General features: G+C 44.1%; 15 protein-coding genes. 11 read left to right on the top strand and 4 right to left on the bottom strand.

What is annotated here, in order from left to right; all coding sequences use genetic code 11:
* The first annotated feature begins 37 nt into the window (after positions 1-37).
* The 7 genes from SPUTW3181_RS20865 to SPUTW3181_RS21375 all read left to right on the top strand — a co-directional run bounded on the left by SPUTW3181_RS20865 (position 38) and on the right by SPUTW3181_RS21375 (position 12,006).
* The gene (locus tag SPUTW3181_RS20865; RefSeq protein ID WP_011791243.1) at positions 38-901 is read left to right on the top strand and encodes an ABC transporter ATP-binding protein; all 864 of its coding nucleotides are present in this window, start codon (positions 38-40) and stop codon (positions 899-901) included.
* Positions 898-2,214 carry a hypothetical protein gene (locus tag SPUTW3181_RS20860; protein WP_011791242.1) on the top strand — a complete coding sequence of 439 codons (1,317 nt, stop codon included), beginning with the start codon at positions 898-900 and terminating at the stop codon, positions 2,212-2,214. The genes SPUTW3181_RS20865 and SPUTW3181_RS20860 overlap by 4 nt, the downstream gene beginning before the upstream one ends.
* Before the next feature lie 192 nt (positions 2,215-2,406).
* On the top strand, positions 2,407-4,203 hold the full coding sequence (locus SPUTW3181_RS20855; RefSeq protein WP_011791241.1) for an AMP-dependent synthetase/ligase: 1,797 nt from the start codon (positions 2,407-2,409) through the stop codon (positions 4,201-4,203).
* Between the two features lie 143 nt (positions 4,204-4,346).
* Positions 4,347-6,803 (top strand): toxin-antitoxin system YwqK family antitoxin, encoded by a 2,457-nt coding sequence (locus tag SPUTW3181_RS20850; protein ID WP_011791240.1) that lies wholly within the window; start codon positions 4,347-4,349, stop codon positions 6,801-6,803.
* Positions 6,804-6,929: 126 nt separating this feature from the next.
* Entirely contained in the window at positions 6,930-7,346 is a 417-nt protein-coding gene (locus SPUTW3181_RS20845; protein WP_011791239.1) for an acyl-CoA thioesterase, read from the top strand.
* A gap of 337 nt (positions 7,347-7,683) precedes the next feature.
* Positions 7,684-10,635, top strand: coding sequence for a hypothetical protein (locus tag SPUTW3181_RS20840; RefSeq protein ID WP_049824081.1), 2,952 nt, complete (start codon positions 7,684-7,686; stop codon positions 10,633-10,635).
* Between the two features lie 54 nt (positions 10,636-10,689).
* Positions 10,690-12,006: a hypothetical protein gene (locus SPUTW3181_RS21375; RefSeq protein ID WP_049824080.1), complete on the top strand. Its 1,317-nt coding sequence runs from the start codon at positions 10,690-10,692 to the stop codon at positions 12,004-12,006.
* 400 nt (positions 12,007-12,406) lie between these two features.
* On the opposite strand, the gene SPUTW3181_RS20835 is transcribed toward SPUTW3181_RS21375, so the two are convergent.
* Both SPUTW3181_RS20835 and SPUTW3181_RS20830 read right to left on the bottom strand, forming a co-directional pair.
* Positions 12,407-12,670, bottom strand: a complete 264-nt coding sequence (locus SPUTW3181_RS20835; protein WP_011791238.1) for a GNAT family N-acetyltransferase — start codon at positions 12,668-12,670, stop codon at positions 12,407-12,409.
* 69 nt (positions 12,671-12,739) lie between these two features.
* Positions 12,740-13,168: an acyl-CoA thioesterase gene (locus tag SPUTW3181_RS20830; RefSeq protein ID WP_014611823.1), complete on the bottom strand. Its 429-nt coding sequence runs from the start codon at positions 13,166-13,168 to the stop codon at positions 12,740-12,742.
* A gap of 133 nt (positions 13,169-13,301) precedes the next feature.
* Between SPUTW3181_RS20830 and SPUTW3181_RS20825 the strand changes: the two genes are divergently transcribed.
* Positions 13,302-13,697, top strand: a complete 396-nt coding sequence (locus SPUTW3181_RS20825; protein WP_011791236.1) for a GFA family protein — start codon at positions 13,302-13,304, stop codon at positions 13,695-13,697.
* A gap of 353 nt (positions 13,698-14,050) precedes the next feature.
* A complete protein-coding gene (locus SPUTW3181_RS20820; RefSeq protein WP_041408277.1) occupies positions 14,051-15,157 on the top strand; it encodes a hypothetical protein in 1,107 nt (368 codons plus the stop codon).
* Positions 15,158-15,241: 84 nt separating this feature from the next.
* Here the strand turns inward: SPUTW3181_RS20820 and mtnC are convergent, their stop codons facing one another.
* Complete coding sequence (gene mtnC / locus SPUTW3181_RS20815) at positions 15,242-15,922, bottom strand: acireductone synthase (protein WP_011791234.1); 681 nt, start codon at positions 15,920-15,922, stop codon at positions 15,242-15,244.
* 380 nt (positions 15,923-16,302) lie between these two features.
* Between mtnC and SPUTW3181_RS20810 the strand changes: the two genes are divergently transcribed.
* On the top strand, positions 16,303-16,731 hold the full coding sequence (locus SPUTW3181_RS20810; RefSeq protein WP_011791233.1) for a hypothetical protein: 429 nt from the start codon (positions 16,303-16,305) through the stop codon (positions 16,729-16,731).
* 1 nt (position 16,732) lies between these two features.
* Here the strand turns inward: SPUTW3181_RS20810 and SPUTW3181_RS20805 are convergent, their stop codons facing one another.
* A complete protein-coding gene (locus SPUTW3181_RS20805) occupies positions 16,733-18,556 on the bottom strand; it encodes a glycerophosphodiester phosphodiesterase (RefSeq protein WP_011791232.1) in 1,824 nt (607 codons plus the stop codon).
* Between the two features lie 225 nt (positions 18,557-18,781).
* Here SPUTW3181_RS20805 and SPUTW3181_RS20800 point away from each other — a divergent pair, with 225 nt between their 5' ends.
* A complete protein-coding gene (locus SPUTW3181_RS20800; RefSeq protein WP_227498127.1) occupies positions 18,782-19,060 on the top strand; it encodes a hypothetical protein in 279 nt (92 codons plus the stop codon).
* Positions 19,061-19,124: the final 64 nt, after the last annotated feature.

Raw genomic sequence — 19,124 nt, 5'->3', positions numbered from 1 at the left:
AACGTATCGATAAATAGAATAAAAAGGATGAAATTCGATGGACCAAGAGCGCACGCCAATTCTTGAATTTAACCAAGTCAATAAAGTCTTTCGCGGTAAAAATGCGAGTGAAAAGTGGGCGCTTAAGGATTTATCATTAACCTTGTCAGCGGGAATGGTGGTGGGGTTACTAGGGCAAAATGGGGCGGGTAAATCGACTCTGATGCGCTGTGCATTGGGTATTTTAACGCCGGATGCTGGCAGCATTACGACCTTAGGTGAAGCACCAAACGATTTAAGCTCACAGGCAAAGGAGCGTATAGGTTATGTACCGCAGCAACCCTTTGGTTATGAAGGTTTTACCATTGAGCGAGCCCTCGACTTACACCGCAGTTTTTACCCTAATTGGGATATGCAATTAGAGCAAGATTGGTTGGTACGTTTCGAGTTAGATGTGACCCAACAGGTGCAGCGTTTATCGGTTGGGCAAAGGCAATCCCTAGCCTTGATTATGGCGATGGCCTATCGCCCTGAGTTGTTGATCCTCGATGAGCCCGTCGCCAGTCTCGACCCTATAGTCCGGCGCAAGTTTATGGTCGATTTGTTCGATCTCGCCCTCGAATCTGGTTCTGCCGTACTGTTTTCATCCCATATCACCTCAGATATAGAGCGAGTTGCTAGCCATGTGGCACTAATTAAACAGGGCGAGTTAGTGCTGTTTAAGGAAATCGATGCTCTGCGAGAAGAAGTGCGTTTGTTAACTCTCGCTCCTGAAACTATTTTGCCCGAGCCAATTACCGTGCTGAGCCGTGTAGGTGACTCAGTACTGGTGGATTTAGGTGAGCACTGCGCGCCAATAGCGGGCGTGTTAAAGAATGAAGCCTTAAACCTTGAGCAACTATTTATGGAGCTACACAGATGAGTGCGGCGCACCATAAGCAGATACAAGTCGCGAAGGGCAAAAGAACGAGTCAGCGAATGCATCCTTTTATGGGTATATTGCGCCTTTGGTGCTTTGATATCGGCAGTATTAGTTTTTTGGGAACGGGTTTGCTGAGTCTTGTGTTGGGTGGTGTAGCGGGTTGGTTCGGTCAAAAGGACAGCTTGGAATTATTCCTATCAATGGGAGTTGTGTCAGTCTCCGCGGCAATTGCATGGCAATTTATCCGTTTAATGGCGAGTGAATGCTCACAACTGATACCAAATTACAGGCGGAATATTTTTATCCAAAGTGGGCTGATCCTAAGTAGTGTAATTGGCATCCTCTTGATTTTATGTGTTAGTTTTGGGTTTGTTGCAAGTCTGCCGATCTTAGTGTTGGCGCTGGTCATCAGTTTAGGGTTTATCGGGTTATGTTTATTGGCCGCGCAATGGTTTTATGCCGCATTTTTATTATTCATGTTAATGCCATTTATCTCCTTGATTGAACGTCATATTCCACTATGGCTAAGTTTGAGTGTATTGCTGATTATGGGCATTGTTATTATCTATCAATGTCGTACTTTACCTTGGCGTGGTAATGCGAGGGTCGTGTATCTTAATGGTCTTGAAATGGGCTGGTTTTGGCTACCCAATCTGCAATCCATGCGCATCTTGAGCCGTTTTGAGCGTTATCTGCATCCAACCAATTTTTTTATTGGCCCTATGCTCACCATTCTATTGTTATTATTGCCTATTTTTACCTTAGGGCTTGGGGCGTTATCACTGCAATTGCAGTGGGATTTTCCAATATTATTACTTTTGGCGCAGTTTAGTGTGATTAGTTGTTCGCTAGTACATTGGAGCCGCGTGCAACGCTCACGGGCAACAGAGACCCTGTTATTAATGCCGGGATTTAACGGTCGTCAAGGGCTTATCAATGCTTTTTACCATGGGCAGCAGCGGTTACTGAATGTGATTGCAGGTATGATCTTTGTCTGTAGCTTGTTGCTTGGGTGGATTAACGGCGATGTGAGTTTGCTATTGGTCGCTCACCTGACGTTGAGTACTTACTGCGCTTGCGCCTTGATACTCGGTTTTGGCTGTATGTGTCGGCGAGTTTTACATGTCACACTGACAATGATGATAGTGGCGGGGCATTCCCTGTGGGTGTCTATCAGTCTTGCCTCTTTACGGGGTGGTAGTAATCTAACCGATTGGTTGTTATGGGATATACTCTTATCGCTTGTGGCACAAGTGGTGCTGGTTTGGGGTAAGAAAACCCTCTGGAAAAGCGATATTATGGGAGCGAATTGACGTTTATAGATTAAATGTTGTTCGCTCTGATAAGCGAGTGAAACGAGGGGTGGCATACCGTAAAAGGCGATTTACAGCGTGATTTGGGCGACATTTGCATAACATTAGAGCAAAAACTCTTAGTTTTTGGCTTGCCTTCAGGTAGAATGCTGCAAAAGCGGTACACTTGTAAGCTAAAAAGGTGAGTCTCTTATGTCTCTCGAACAATATCATGTAATTCAACTTTTACGGCAGCAAAGCGCGTCCTTAAAGGATGCCATCGCGCTGGAAGGTTTTGAAATGGCTGCTCCTTGGCATCAGGTGAGCTGGCAAGCATTTGATCATACTAGTAGCAAAATTGCACAGGTGTTGATCGAGCTTGGCGTACAAGTGCAAGACCGTTGTGTCATCCTATCGCAAAACTGCCCGCAGTGGACTTGTGCCGATATAGGTACACTTAAGAGTCGCGCCATTGTGGTGCCTATTTATCCTACCAGTACCATAGAGCAAGCGAGTTTTATCGTTAACGATGCCGCTGCCAAAGTAATTTTTGTCGACGACGCTAAGCAATACGCCATGGCGTGTGAGTTGCAGACAATTTGCCCAAGCCTTGAGCATGTGATTGTTTTCGATTCGAGCGTGACACTCGCTGCCGATAAAGGCAATCAACACTGGCATTTAGATACCTTACTCGCTGGCGGCTATACGCAAGAAGCAGAGCTAAACCAGCGTTTAGAGGCTGCAAATCTCGATGATTTACTGACGTTAATTTATACCTCTGGCACCACGGGCGATCCTAAAGGCGTAATGCTGGATTACCGTAATATGGCGTCTACCATACGTCAGCATGATCAAAAACTGGCGTTTAGCTCTGGGGATGTGTCTTTGGCATTTTTGCCATTGAGCCATGTATTTGAGCGCAGTTGGAGCTTCTACGTGTTGTGTCGTGGTGGCCATAACGTGTATCTGCAAAACACGCAAAGAGTAAAAGAGGCAATCAGCGCCGTGCGCCCACATACCTTATGTGTCGTGCCGCGTTTTCTCGAAAAAGTGTACAGTGCAGTGCAAGACAAAGTGGCTAAATCCCCCGAAAGCCGTAAAAAAATGTTTGCTTGGGCGATGCGTGTGGGTGAGCGTCAGTTCGAAGCCGGACAGCGCCGTGCGAAGGGAAGCTTATGGTTATCTCTGCAATGGCAACTGGCAAATAAGCTGGTTTACAGCAAGCTACAGGCTGTACTGGGTGGACGTTTGAAATTTATGCCCTGTGGTGGTGCCGCATTAGATCTCAATGTCGGCTCTTTCTTCCATGCTATTGGTATTCCTGTACTTTGTGGTTACGGCATGACAGAAACCAACGCGACTGTGACCTGTAATACCTTAGATAATCGTGTGCCAGGTTCTAATGGTCAACCACTGCTTGAAACCGAAATCAAGCTAGGTAAGGATGATGAGATTTTAGTTCGCGGTGCCACTGTGATGCGTGGTTATTACAATCGCCCCGAAGACACTGCCGCTGCATTTGAAGATGGTTGGTTAAAAACCGGTGATGCAGGGCGTTTTGATGCGAACGGTAATTTATTTATTACCGATCGTATTAAAGAATTGATGAAAACCTCTAACGGCAAATATATTGCGCCACAAAGAGTGGAAGGTACCGTTGGACGTTGTCCATTTATCGAACAAGTGGCGATTATTGCCGATGCTCGCAACTATGTGACGGCTTTGATTGTACCTGCGTTTGAGTCTTTGGAAGCTTGGGCGAAAGAAAAGGGACTGAAGTACGAATCATCCCTAGAATTGTTACGCCATAGCCATGTGGTTGAGCATTTTGAGCAGCGTCTTAAGCAATTGCAGCATGAATTGGCGGGGTTTGAGCAGATTAAAAAGTTCACTCTGTTGCCTGAAGCATTTTCAATGGAAGCAGGTTTAATCACCCCAACGCTCAAGCTGCGGCGCAAGATGATTTACCATAAATACGCCCATGAAATTAATGCTATGTATAGTAATTGATTGTTAAAACAATGATCTAATAAGGCCGCCTTCGCGGCCTTTTTTATCTCTGCTACTTCCTGAATAACGTATCTTAGCTTAAAATCCGCTCCGTTTACTGGTGCGCATGAGGCGCGAGGCGTCGGGATAAAAGGTGTAGTTAAATGGAACTTTCGATTCGTAGTTTATTCGCTGCAGTGAGTGCGGTGTTGTTATCTCTTTTGACTGTCATTCCTGTGGCTGACGCTGAGGATTACGACAAAATTGTCCATGGTCCAGTCGATTTACCTAACGGGCAATGGCTTAATTTCTATCAAAAAGATCATAAAGTGTGGAGTGAAATGCTCTACGGTGATGCGCCCGGCGTGCGTGTTGATGATTATGGTGCTGCTGAAATCGTAGCGGTTTTTTATCTCGATTTTGATAAAGGCGGCACCAAAGAAGTGGTTGTCATGCTCAGGGATGCCGATGGTCAGCATTTACGGGGCTATGGTTTTGAAGGGGATGAGCTCACAAAACTCCCTCGCCTACAGATTGTGCTTGATGAAGTGGCACCAACCTTAACCTCGTTTACCGTGGGTAGCGTTCGTAAAGTGTTAAGCCAAATTCCTCCGCAACAATACCGTATGACCTATGATGTTGAGGCGGTTGAAGATCCCGCCATTAAAGCGATTGTCGATGGTTCTACTAAGCTCAAGCCGACCTTAGTGGGTTATCGTAATTCCGAAGGTTCACCCGTCGATGTGAAGACAGCCGTCGAATATAAATTACGTTATCCACTCACTCGTAAAGATAAAGATGCCCAAGGTAATGATCGTCAATATAGCTTAGTGACCACCTTTGACCGCAGTGGATATAGTGAAGAAGACGCTAGCTTTGTATTAGTGAGCGTGGCCTTTGAGGCCGATGACTTTGATTGGCTTAAAAGTGGTGGTGCCGTGATCCCTAAAACAGGCCCATCCTACGATTTTATGAGTATGGGCATGGGGAGCACTTGGGCAGGGCTTGCCAGTGAAAGTCATTATGCCCAAGGTGTGCTCGATGGCCCGTATGCAGCCTACGATGGTCGCAATGGTAGCGTGGTTTACTCTGGTAACTACAAACAGGGCAAAAAAGTCGGTAAGTGGATGGAGACTGAAAACCAAGCCATTTATTGGGAAGGCGAATATCTTGACGGTAAAAAGCAAGGTAAATGGATTGCACAGTCGATGTTTAATGAGGCCGATAGCTTTGGTTTTGCCCATTACAATCAGGATGTGCTCGACGGCCCCTACGAAGTCTATGAACCCGATTATGACTCCAGTACAGAAGGCGATAAGCGATTAGTGGCAAAAGGTATTTATCTTAATGGCGTAAAAGATGGCGAGTGGCTTGAGGCTGATGGCAGCAAAGGCCAATATCAAAAGGGTGTGAAGCAAGGCGCTTGGGTCGATAAAGTGACGAGCGGACATTTCCGTGATCAAGTAGGCGAAGGTGCCTATCTTGCAGGAAAACGCACTGGCCCTTGGGTATTTAAAGCCGAAGATGGGACTCGTACCGAAGTGAGCTATGTCAATGGCTTACGTCAAGGAGAGTCTAGATCATTCGACAAAAATAATCTGATGTTTAATGTCCGCCATTATGAACAAGGCCGCCTTAATGGTCAGAGTATTTGGTATTCAAGTCCGAATGTCGTGGTGGATATCGCTAACTACCGCCAAGGAGAGTTTGATGGTCAGCAAATGCGCTTTAATCCCCAGAACGGTGAACTGACTGAACTCACGAGTTATCAATTTAATGAAGCGGTGACGCTTAAGCCTTCGCACGATGAATGTATTATGCGTGAAAATCCCTACTCAGATGATTGTGAAGGGGTGATCAATGGCAAAAATGAAGCCTCTTCATCGATAAAACACGGTGAACAGCGTGAATATTATAGCAGCGGCACCTTGTATAAATTGGCTTATTACACCAATGGCGCTGTAGATAAAGAATATCAGTTTGATTCCAATGGCCGTTTATTAAATTTAAAAACGTACAAAGCGGGTAAGGAATACGGCCCAAGTATCAGTTATTCCACTGATGGTGGTTACTCACTCTCCCGATATGGTCACCAAGTGAATAACCGTGTCTCTGGCCCCCATTACAGTTTCTATCCCAATGGGCAATTAAGAAGCCTGTGGAACTACTGCCAGCAAGAAGGCGAAATGTGGAACGGTGAACCTTACTACTGGGATAACGCCATTGCGCGCTGCGGTATACAGCGCGAGTACTTTGATAATGGTGCCGTGAGTTGTATTGAAGATCTCGATAGCAATTATGCCGTTGATAAAGTGTGTTACGACATGAATGGCAAGATAGCGAATGAAATGCTGCGTATCGATGAGCAGCATGTGATCCACAAGCGCTACATTAACGGTGTCATCTATTCCGAAGAGCCGGGTTTTGCCGATTACTCACATATCACTAAGGGCCGTAAGATTTATCACTTAGAGAACCCAAAAACTCATGGGGTGTATAAGTCTTATAAAAATGGCAAGTTAGAATATGAGAAAATGTATGATATGGGTAAGGCTGGATGCCTTAAAAAGTACGATGCTAACGGCAAGCAAACCCCAGAAACGGCGAGTTGTCAGTTTTAAAATGCTAGGTTTGGGCTAGTGGCTAGAACCTGTTTGACCTAGGATAATGGATGAGTTTGGTGGTTTGGTTTCATTGCGATAATCATCACGCTCTTCCATTTATAAAATAATAAAAAGGAAGTTTGCATGTCAGCCACAGAATACAGTCTCGAAATCAATCCAAGATTTACTGAAACCGACGGCCTCGGGCATATCAACAACACTGTTATCCCCGTATGGTGCGAAGCGGCGCGCACACCAATCTTTGAGATTTTCAATCCCGAGTTAGATTTACATCAGTGGAATCTTATCGTGGCGGGGTTTACCGTGACCTTTATCGCGCCGACTTACTATGGCAAGAGTGTCACAGTAAAAACCTATGTCAGCCGTATTGGTAATAGCAGCTTCGAGCTGACCCAAACCTGTTGGCAAGCGAGCAATAAAACCGCCGAAGTGAAAACTACCTTAGTGCACTACGATTACAGCAGTGAAAAAAGCCGCCCGATTCCTGAAGATATCCGCGAAATGCTTGCCAATTTAAGCGGTGAAGCTGTTTCCATATAAGCCATTAAGAGGTTAATGCATCAAAGTTCCTCGCAGAGAGTAAACCCTATACCTAGGATTAAGCACTCGCATTCCAGTGACTCGCAGCAAGTACGTCCGTGTATGCTCGAACGTGGCATCCATGCCACGGACGGTCACATCCATGCGGGTGCTTAATCTAGTTAGGACCTGTGTATACCCGCTTGTGTTCTACACTAACTCAACATTTTTTCCCGCAAGACGATTGTAGTTGGATTTGTAATTGATTGTTCGCAAAGTTTAAATTGAAAGGGTAATGTAGACTTATTCGTTATTTTATTGAATCCACTAAAGAGTTATATCGCTATTTGGGGTGAAAATGGACACAAGCCATGTTCCGCTGAAACGGACTTTCTCGCTAGTCGCTCGCGATACTGCATCAGAAGAAAATTTTGGAATGTTTCTTGGCTTCGAGAAGCCAAAAGACTGGTCTGATTTAGAGGCGGAATATCGAGTCGTCATTCTGGCTGATGCGGGCGCAGGTAAAACTTTCGAGATGCGTACACAAGCCGAATATGCGATTGAGCAAGGTCGTGCAGCATTTTTTATTCGTATTGAAGATATAGACGTTAATTTTGAAGATGCTTTTGAAGTTGGTACGGCATTGCAATTTGAATTGTGGCTGGAGTCTTCGGAAGATGCTTGGTTTTTCCTTGATTCAGTTGATGAAGCTCGTTTGGATAACGCGAGAACTTTTGAAAAGGCTATAAAGCTCTTTTCACAAAAGATAAAAAAGGCTGGTCATCGAGCACATGTCTATATTTCTAGTCGACCCTATGCTTGGCGTTTTCAAGCCGATAAAAAAATTGTTGAAGATTCGCTTCCTTTTGCTTCCACGCAACAGATAGATTCATGTGAAGAGGGAGAATTAAGTTCTGATCTTGACGAAAGTGCGTCAGATGGCCCTCTTCGGGTTTATCAACTTAGGCCATTAGACTTGGATGCTATACGGCAGTTTGCCGAATATAGATCTACACCTAACGTTGATAAATTAATTGCAGATATCACACGCACAAACCTTCTAACTATTGCAGAAAGGCCTTTTGACCTAGAAGGTTTGCTTGAGAAATGGAAAGACGATGGCCAACTTGGCAGTAGGCTTGAGTCATTACAGCACAATATCGGACTACGTCTTAAAGAAGTTAATCTTGATCGTAAACAGCAACAACCGCTAAATAGTGTGAAAGCGCGTGAGGGAGCTAGAATTTTGGCTGCGGCAGTTACCTTGACTGGCGAAGCTGGAATTTTCGTACCTGATCAAACCCATGAAAAAGTGGGTATTGATGCCGAGAGTGTGCTGCATGATTGGAATTCAAATGATGTAAAAGCATTGCTTGAACGTGGCTTATTTAATGACATTATTTACGGCGCTGTACGTTTTCGGCATCGAGAGATAAAAGAGCTACTTACTGCCGAGTGGCTCTATTCTCTAATTGAAACAGGGAATTCACGATGCGCAGTTGAGTCATTGATCTTCAAAGATCAATATGGTGAGCAAGTTGTTACCCCTAGATTAAGACCTATTCTGCCTTGGCTTATTTTATTCGATCCACCTATTTGTAAAAAAGCTCTTGCTCTTCATCCCGAAATTGCTGTCGAAGGCGGCGATATAGCTCGCCTACCACTTAATGAAAGGAAAAGTATTCTTATCGATATCGTTAGGCGAATCGTTGCTGATGAGGATGATCGCTCAGCCCGAAACAACAGTGCTATTGCGCGAATTGCTCAGCCAGATCTGTCTGATGAGGTTAGGCAGCTTATCGTCGAATATGCAAATAACGACGATGCGATTTTCTTTCTGGGTAGGCTTGTCTGGCAAGGCAATATGAAAGCATGTGTTGAGGATTTTATGCCTATCGCGATAGCGCCAGAAAGGGGGAAATATGCTCGGATTGCCTCGGTAAGAGCGATTTCAACAACGGGTACAGTTGAGCAAAAAATGACACTTTGGAAAGCGTTAAATGAAGTGCCTGCTGAACTTCCGCGAGAGCTGTTGGCCGAATTGTTAAATGATGCTTCCGCCAACTTACGAAGTATCAATTTTTTATTGTCATCGATTGATAAACTCCCACCTTATGAACGACGCAGTTATTCAGGGTTAAGTACATCTTTACATACTTTTATTGAGCGAATCTCCAACAGTGTAGATCTTTCTAAAGAGAGCGTTCTTTATGAGCTTGTGGTTGGTATAAATCATTTTTTAGGCCGAAAACCACATCTTGAACATAGCGAATGTAAGGTTTCTCAAGAGTTCACTTGGTTGATTGGCCCTGCTTGTCATGTTGTTGAACGACTAATTACAGCGCGTGCAGTTGAAAGCTTGAGTGATGCAATACTCTCTATTTTGCTTAAAATGCCTGCAATTTGTTATAGGCATGGAGAAGATTCAAGTGAATATAAGCATAAACTTCATGATCTGGTTCCAAGGTGGCCAGAGTTAAACGATGCTTTGTTTTGGAAAAATGTTACGGAGTCACGTGAAACTAATAAACGCAGTGATGACCGATTGACGAATATATGGCAAGTGGATTGGCTTGAGCATTATTGGCAATTTAACTCCGATGCCTTTGCGCGAGTACTGGCGTTTATAACATCTCAGCAGTTTGGGGATGACAAACTGATCGCTCTTTCGTTAGCGTTTCGCCTTTATGAGCAAGAAAATGAGCCAGAAGAATGGTTGGAAGGCATACGACAGGCCATTTTAGATAATCCAATATTGGCGTTGTCACTTGAGGAACGTTTAGCTTCCTTAAAACAGCGGAATATCAACCGAGAAGAGAGCCCTTATGAGCGCCAATACCAGGCCAAACGCCAAAAGGAGGAACGCAATCGGGCTCTATGGATAAAAAGATTGCGTGCAAATCCGGATTTTATTAGAAATCCGCAAAACCTTAGTCCTGGGGAATTAAGTGATGACTTAGGTTGGTTGCTAAGGGAAATAGAAGGGGGACACGGAATTAGAATGAGAATGAACCGTGGAAGAAAAGTCGACTGGCATTCACTCATCAATGAGTTTGGTGAGGACGTTGCCTATGCATTTCGTGACGCAGCAATTGCACATTGGCGAGCTTATCAACCGGCGCTGCGTTCTGACGGAGCAGATACAAGATCTGTAAGTTATTCGCTTACTTTTGCTATGGTCGGGTTGGAGTTCGAGGCTCAAGAAGTTGCAGGATTTCCACTAAATCTTACCGATGCTGAAGTTGAGCATGCTTTACGCTATACCACATATGAACTTAATGGTTTTCCAAGTTGGCTGGATAGCATGTAAAAGGCGCACCCGCATCACGTAAAAGCCGCCGTAATTAAAGAGCTTTATTGGGAGTTGGAAAATAGCAAAGCCGATAAACCTTTGCATTACATTCTGCACGATCTAGCTTATTACGCTCCTTGGTTGCACTCCGAGTTAGTTGAGCCCATTAGCCAATGGGTCTCTATCAATCAGATAAGTCATCAGCAAAATTTACGGTATTGCCTTCAAATTCTGAATAATGGTGGCGCTGCTACCGAGTTTCTTGCTGATTTGGCGAAGTCTAAAGTTGAACACTGTGACTCAGAGGATTTATTACCCAACTGGTATGCACTCTGGGTGGATATGGAGCCTGAAACGGGTATTCAAGCTGTTGAGTCTTGGTTGGAAGAAAAAGATACAGATACAGATACGGCAACGTTGGCTGCGCAACTCTTTATCACAGCCTTAATAGGCGGACGACGTGATGATTTAGGGAATGGTACAACTGCAGGAAAATTTCGTACAGCTTCTAATCTCAAATCATTATATCTAATGATGCACTGTTTTATTCGTGCGAGTGATGATACAGACCATTCAGGTGATGATTTCTACTCTCCAGAGTTGCGTGATGATGCACAAGATGCTCGAAATCAATTATTTAATTATCTGGTAGAAATCCCAGGTAAGGATACTTATCTAGCTTTAATTGAGTTAGCTCGACTCCATCCTGATGATAGTTATCGACAATGGATGAAAAAACGCGCGTACAAACGGGCAGAGGAAGATGCCGAACGTGAACTTTGGTTACCTCAACAAGTTCGAGATTTTGGGACGGCACTTGAAATGACTCCAGCCACTCATCGACAGCTTTTTGATCTTGGCGTATTGCGTTTAAATGATTTCAAAAACTGGGTTGAACGTGGCAATGATAGCCTAGCGGAAACGTATCAAAAGGCTGCTGATGAAACAGAGATGCGCAAAATTATTGCGCATTGGTTGAACGAAAAAGCGCATGGCCGCTATACATGTGCTGAAGAGGCTAACTTGGCTAATAATCAACGGCCAGATATTTGGTTCCAACATCCGAGTATAAAATCACCAGTACCGATAGAACTAAAGTTATTAGATAAAGGTTGGACTGGACCTGATTTATGTGAACGTTTGAGAAATCAGCTTGCAGGAGATTACCTGCGTGAGGACACTGCTGGTTGTGGGATTTTTTTACTGGTTTGGCAAGGTAAAGAGCCCGGTAAGTGTTGGGGAATTGAAGGTAAAAGAACCAATGTTTCTGAGCTAAAAAAAGCTTTGGAAGAATACTGGCTTAGGATATCGGACCAATTCCCAAATGTATCTTCAATTGAAATTATTGTGATTGATTTAACTTTGAGAGCAGAGCGGTCAGCCACTTAACTGATTATATTGATGTTGACAGTAGATCTTTGCAGTTGTTGTAAAATTTTAATTATCACCGAGTGTTACCGTCACTTGAGTTCAGGTATAAGCACGATTTGGCCTTCGAAAACATGGATGTTTTCGTAGAGCGTATAGGGATATATTCACAGCGTGCCAAAGGAGTACTTATTGCCTGAAGCGTACGAAGACGGCCATTAACTCAGGCAACTACGGTTCAACCCTGTCTCGTCTTTGCTCATTATTTTGCTTGGAAAATTTTTATCCGAATGGATATATCCATGACACCCCATACATGGCAATCATATCCGCGAAATACTCGCTAATCTGAGTGGACCAAGTGAGTCAAGTTAAGCACCATGAACCTGTGCTTGGCGTGCTTAATGTGTTGTGATGTTAGCTATTTCAAAAACTTCTGCACATACCAGCAGCTGGCTTTGATAGTAAAGTCTTGGCCTTTAGCCCACTTTAAGCCGTGGCGCACTAAGCGTTCGGCAAGGCCTTTGCCGCGCAGTTCGTTGGGGACAAAGGTGCGGCTAAAATCGATATCCTGGCCTGATAATTGGTATTCCAACACGGCTTCATAGCCGTCGACAGGGATAATAAAACGCTGTTTATCCTGTTGATGTTCAATGGCTATCTCGATATTTTCGTTATCTGACATACATGCTTCCCTCAAGGTATGGCCTAAAGTGTGCTGGCAATTTATCTATGGGCTCGGATAGCTTAAAGCTTAAGCGACTTCGTGCTGTTTGAGAATCGCCAGCAGTTCTGCCGGTAACTCGGCCTTTTTGCCCGTTTTAAAGTTAAACATTACGGCGACTGAAGTGCCTAACGTCGTTACTGCCTGCTGCTGTTTACTAAAAGCCTGATAATGCATGGTAAATCTATCGCTGTGAATATCGCTAATGCTGACACTCACCAATAAAGTATCGGGGAAAGTCACTGGGCGTTTATAGCGAGCCTGATTTTCGCTGATCACTGGACCAATGCCTGATTTATAAAGGCTATCTAGTGGGAAGAGGCGATTAAAAAAGTCGATACGCGCCGTTTCAAAATAGCGGAAATACACCACATTATTCACGTGTTGCAGGGCATCCATTTCGCCCCAAGCGACGGGGATTTCGGTGACTATAGGATGCTGTGCGAGAAACTTTTCCATTGCATTATCCATTGTAAAAACATTAGTTGAAACGCTCGTTTAAGAAGGCCAGACTAGCAGTATAAGGAGCGAGCGACAAGCCTAAAACTGTGGACATTCGAGCTATAACATTAAGCGAAACAAGGAGTCTGGTGTGATTAAACAAGTCGGAAATACCCTTATTCAGCCAAAACATAAAGCCTCCTGCCATTGTGGTGCAGTGGTATTGGAGCTTTCATTACCCAATGGCATCGAAAATCCACGGCGCTGCGATTGTTCTATCTGCCGCCGTAAAGGTGCAATTGTTGGCTCTGTGCCGCTAGCGGGGATTAAGATCCTCAAAGGTGGGGATGCGCTGAAGCTCTATGAATTCAATACCAAAACCGCTAAGCATTACTTCTGCTCCAACTGCGGTATTTACACCCATCACCAACGGCGTTCTAATCCCCATGAATATGGCTATAACATAGGTTGCCTAGAAGGAGTAAACCCATTTGAATTGGAAAATGTGCCCACTAATGATGGTGTTAACCATCCTGCGGATCGTTAGATTATGAACATAGGTCGGTTTATGCTGGCCTTTCTGCTGCACTTAATGGCATGTTTGTCGCTAAAGCCGTATTTTCCGAGCAGAAGTTAAGTGTCGTATAGTTAATCCTGAGTCAGGTTTATCGATTTGCAAAAGAGACCATAAGGCCGCTTTGATTTCCTCTCTCAAGTTCATTTTAATTGGATTTAAACTGGCGTTTGGGTGTTGCAGGGCTTTCATTCGACTCTAAACAGAACCTTCAACTTTGGCTAGAGATAGCCAAAGTTATCAATGTACCGAGATTGAGTGGTGCCGTTGCCATCACAGTGGCAAATGTTGTCCGTCTTACTATTTCAATGGAATGTAAAATAATAATGAATTTAATTGGTTACATTGGGTCTGCTCGCCAATACTTGCGAAAGCTCAGCTTACCATCACTGAGTGAAATCCGTTTAGGTTTGGGAAAGCTATGGCGTCATTTATCCCAAGGGTTGTCTAGGTTATCTTTTGCGCAAAAGTTGTATCTTATTGCTTTGATACTGGCTTTTAGTAGTGATGCAATGGGACTGGTCGCTGTGATTGCCGTAATCGCTATGGCTATCGAGTTCTGGCCAGTGTTTGAGCGAGTTTGGCACAGCCTAGCGGGTAAGGCGGTTTTGTTGCTGTTTTATGCCATTATTGCCAACTTTGCTTTGGGCTGGTCTGGCGCGATAGTCAACGAAGTGGTCGGGGTATCGGCAAGCGACTTAGATTACACCCATAACTTAGCGATTTTACTCTATATGCCCGCTTGGTTTTTGATGGTGAGCGCTATTGTGCTGTTGGCATTGCAGTTAATTATACCTATCTACCTAGTCTTAATCTTTTTGCTTAAACCTTTAGGTGTCAAATCGTTACAGCTCACCTCGCATACCTCATTCCGTAAAACGACTTTTTTGATCCGTATCGTGTTGGCGTCTGTGGTGCTGTACCACTTGAGTCTGTTAATTGATTTAGAAACCCGTATTCAAACCTCATTTGGTGATTTGGTCACGACAACCCAACAGGCTTCTGAGCATGCACCCTCCGAGCCAAAATCGGTGAGGATTCCGGATGCGACCGATGTGCTGACAGTGCCGATTGCAGAGTTGACTCAAGCGGCCCTTGATACCCAAGACGATAAACAGACCAGCGAACAGATGGCAAGTAACGCCGAAGACCTTAAAGAAGAGGAGGAACGTAAGAAAGCCTATGCGTCGGTGCGCACTCAATATCAGCATTTAGTACGGCAATGGCTAGCGACATTCGCTTTTACACTTGAAGCCAATAGTCGCTCACGTTGTGAAAAGCCTGCCGAGTCGAATGTGATCGAATTAAATGATTACGAAATTTTGCAGATCACACCCGATAAAAGCGCCGACTATGGCTATCGTTTTGAAGTGAAACGGTGTATCTCAGCGGCGTTTCCGCTGGCAGGGAAGGATATTGGTTTAGGCGAATAAAAAGCGACCACAAGGTCGCTTTCATTTTATAGGCTAAATCAGCTTTGGTTGAGTTAGTCGATTATCGTGTTATTAAAAATCGTGTTATTCAATCAGTAGTTCGTCGAAACTACTGATTTTATGGAACTCACCGGTGCGTTGTTTGCTGTCGCGAACCATTTGGCAGGTCATCATTCCCGCAGCGTCGGCAGCTTTTAATTCTTCAATCACATCAGAGACAAACAGTACTTGTTTAGGGCTTAAGCTGATGGTGTTGAGAATATTGCAGTAAGCTTGCTTATCTAGCTTATTGCCTGTACGGGTATCAAAATGACCGTTAAACATCTCGGTTAAATCACCGCCGTCACTGTGGCTAAATAACAACTTTTGGGCGTCGACAGAGCCGGATGAAAAGCTGTAAATACGCAGATTTTGTGCGCTAAAACGCTTCACCGCTTCAATAAAGTCAGGGAAGATATGGCCCTTAAATTCACCGTGGGCATAGCCTTGCTTCCAAATTAACCCTTGTAGGGTTTTAAGCGGTGTGGCTTTACGGTCTTCATTAACCCATTGTTGCAGGATTTCAGTTACACGCGCTAGGTCAGCCTCTGGCTCTAGGGCGATATCTTTAGTGTCACAAATACAGTTTTCAACCAATACATTGTGTTGGTTCTGTTCTAAAAAGTCTGGCAAGGCTTTGACAGAATAGGGGAATAGTACATCTTGGATAAAGTTTAGGTCTGTCGTGGTGCCTGCTGTGTCTACGACTATGGCTCTGATACCCATAATGTTTTGATACTCCACAATATGTTGGCTTGAAAATGCAACCCTGATCCTAAGCGTTATTGGTTAAGTTGGCTAGTCTATTTCGCCCAAATGGGTGGCTAGATTGTGGGTAGTATCACTAATTGATGTGTTGAGAATTTGATTAATCTAGTAATTTTAATTGCTTACTGGTTTACTTCGCTGAAAACACTAGCTTAATGCAGAGTTTGATCTTGTTTTTTCAAGCAAAGTTTGTTGTCAGCATAAGACTATGGTCTTAATAGCTAAGGGAAATTTAGACTGTTATTGTAGCTAGAGTCAGTTTTATCCCCATATCTTCTATGTTGTGATTTTTAGGGGATGTGAGAAGTGTATTTCCCTTGTAAGTAGAGAGATGTTAAATGAAATATTTACCCGCACTTGGCTTTGGCGCGCTATTGGCAGTATTGAGTTTTACGAGTTTTGCTTTAGTGGCCAGTGCTGGTTATATGCTCGATCTTCTTAAGGCGATACCCAATATTACTGATAATAATTTTGCCTACCTTTGGCTTGCGGCGCACGATGCTAGCTTATTGATTTTATTATCAGGTCTTGTGCTTTATTGTTATCATCGGTTTTTTCCTCGACTGCCTTACGATTGGTTTGCTGCCGTATTTATCCAAATGCCACTCGGCTTAGCTGTTTTAGTTTTGGATGGCATTTCCTTAAATCTACTTTCCTTTAAAGGGTTTGCGCTAACGCTGACCACCTTTACTGCCTCCTTTGGAGTATTGATCATTTTTTGGTTGCTTCAGCGTAGTGTTAAGCGCAAGCATACGAATAATGCTTAATTTAGAGAATATAGCGTAGGCGTAGTGCCGTTTGTTCTACAGGAGTGAGTGCTAACCACTGTTCCCGAATGTCCACCGCCTCCTTTGGATAATCGGTGATGAGTACATCCGCTCCCAACGCTAACATACGTAGCATTTGCCGTGGATTATTCACCGTCCAGACATGGATTTGCTTGCCGCCTTTATGTGCACGTGCAATAAATTTTTCATTAGCCATTGCCTGATTTACGGCTAAAAATTGTGTATTTGCCCTGCTAGGATCGCCGATTGATTGGGTGACAATAAGGCCCGTACGGATAGAGGGATCGAGCCGTTGCACTTCTTCTATTGCTCTCGCTTCGAGCGAAGTAATGACCACTTGCTGTGTCATTTGCTCTTGTTGTAACAGGCTAACCACAGCCTGAGCCAAGCTGGGATCCGCTTGGTTATATTTAAGCTCAATATTTAAACCAATTTTATTGCGTGCTTCATTAAGCATCTGCGCCAGTGTCGGAACGAATTCCCCCGCAAAGGCAACACTGTGCCAGCGACCGACATCTAACCTTTGCATCTCTGTTACCGTGAGGTTGGCTACTCGCCGAGGATCGCCCGCTATACGCATTAAATCAGCATCATGCAGTACCACTAATGTACCATCAGCCGCAGTTTGCACATCGATTTCAGCATAATCGGCCTTTTCTGCAATGGCTAAACGTAAAGCCGCGAGAGTATTTTCTGGCGCCCTAGCTGCGCCAGCACGGTGGGCCGTAATCAGGATTTCATCCCGTTGTGGCTCAGTGTTGAGAGCATATATCCCCAAGCCAAACATGATTAAAAAAGTGCCGACCAACACTCCGCTTATCGTATAAACCGACAGTTCGGACGTTCTTTTTACCGTTTGTCGCCCAAGGCGTTCTAACCCTGCGGGTTTTTCCCCTAGCTGGCGGTACAGCAGTAAAATGATAAAGGCTTCCCCAAACATGCCGAGTAAGGACCATGCCGCACTGAGCATTAGGATTAATGCGGAAACAAAGGCCAAAATGGCTAATTCAGCCGAAAGTGTTAATGAAACCTTGTCGAGTAAGATGTCGGCTCCCCATGAAATAAGCAATATTAAGGGATAAACTAAAGCGCCAATCCTTAGCCACCAACCCGCCGCATGCCACATAATTCTACGTTCATTTCCGGCACTTAATTGCCAACTACGCTTAAGTGCGTTGAGCACGCTAATCGTCTCACTCACAATAATGGTCAGCGAAAAAGCAGTTCTTGCCCATAAATACAGCGCAATAAGGGCATAAATTAATGCCAATACAAGGATACTTGTTAGCGCGAAATACCATTCTATCGGTTTGTAATAAAGGTAGTAGTTGATGTCATGCCCTTGTAAAAATAGGCTAAAAGCCAAATAACCACACCCGATAAAAGGTACACTCAGTAGCAGTAAACAAGCGGCGTAGATACTCCCGAGACGGATAAAAATAGGTAAACGCCCAGCCGCAAAAATAAGCGCCCGCACAGGGCCGATGGGAATGTCGTATAAGCCTGATGCAGCAAGTATCGTGACGCCCGCCCGTTGAGTGAAAAATACCGAAAAGCTGCTAAAGAGCGTGATGACCATAAATAACAGGCCATAGGGCGACATGGCAAAAGCCATAAGGTCGTAATTGGTGATCGTAACATTGCCTGTTTGGGCGATAAGATGGCGCAATAACCAGCTAAAAGCAGGTACGATAAGCCCCGCCGAAACCAAGGTAAATAGCAGTTCAAATTCAATCAGTTTTCTACCGCGGAGCCGAATCACCGCAAGGGTGTCACGCCAGTAATTGTGCTCGGGATAAAGCATGCAGCTTCCTTATTTGCGCCAGAGAGGAGGGTAATTTAGCAGCGTTTCAGGTTTAAGGTTAGTCATCGAATTTATTACCTTGGGTAAGATGATGATTTATGCCTGTCTGTTGCTTTCGGTGGCGTGTTTTGTAAAACAGATAATTACACTCAATAGTGTATGCCATATAGGGGGGCGAACCTTTATAATCCTGATGGATGTATGGATAACAGGTTGATAGGGACAATGAGTAAGTTTTTTGGGGTACTGATGGCATTTTCATTACTGGCAGTGTTGATTGTGCTAAATTCTACGGGAGTGATAATCCATATCCCAACATCTCGAGTTTTGAATAATATTGCACATATTGTCTCCCCTTTGCTGCTGGTGATTTCTATTGTTGTTGCCAATATTGTGGGTATCGGGATCTTTATCTATTTCAAACATTGGGTATATGTGGTTGTGAGCACGCTGATGGTAATACCTTCTATTTTGTTTTTATGGTTGATTTTTAATATGTTTTAGCTAGTTGCTTTTAAAAATGTTGATAGGTAAGTCATCGATATTTGTAACCGATTGCTAAATCTCC

It is taken from the genome of Shewanella sp. W3-18-1 (assembly GCF_000015185.1).
GTDB classification, from domain to species: domain Bacteria; phylum Pseudomonadota; class Gammaproteobacteria; order Enterobacterales; family Shewanellaceae; genus Shewanella; species Shewanella putrefaciens.
This window is presented reverse-complemented; position numbering and strand designations above follow the sequence as displayed.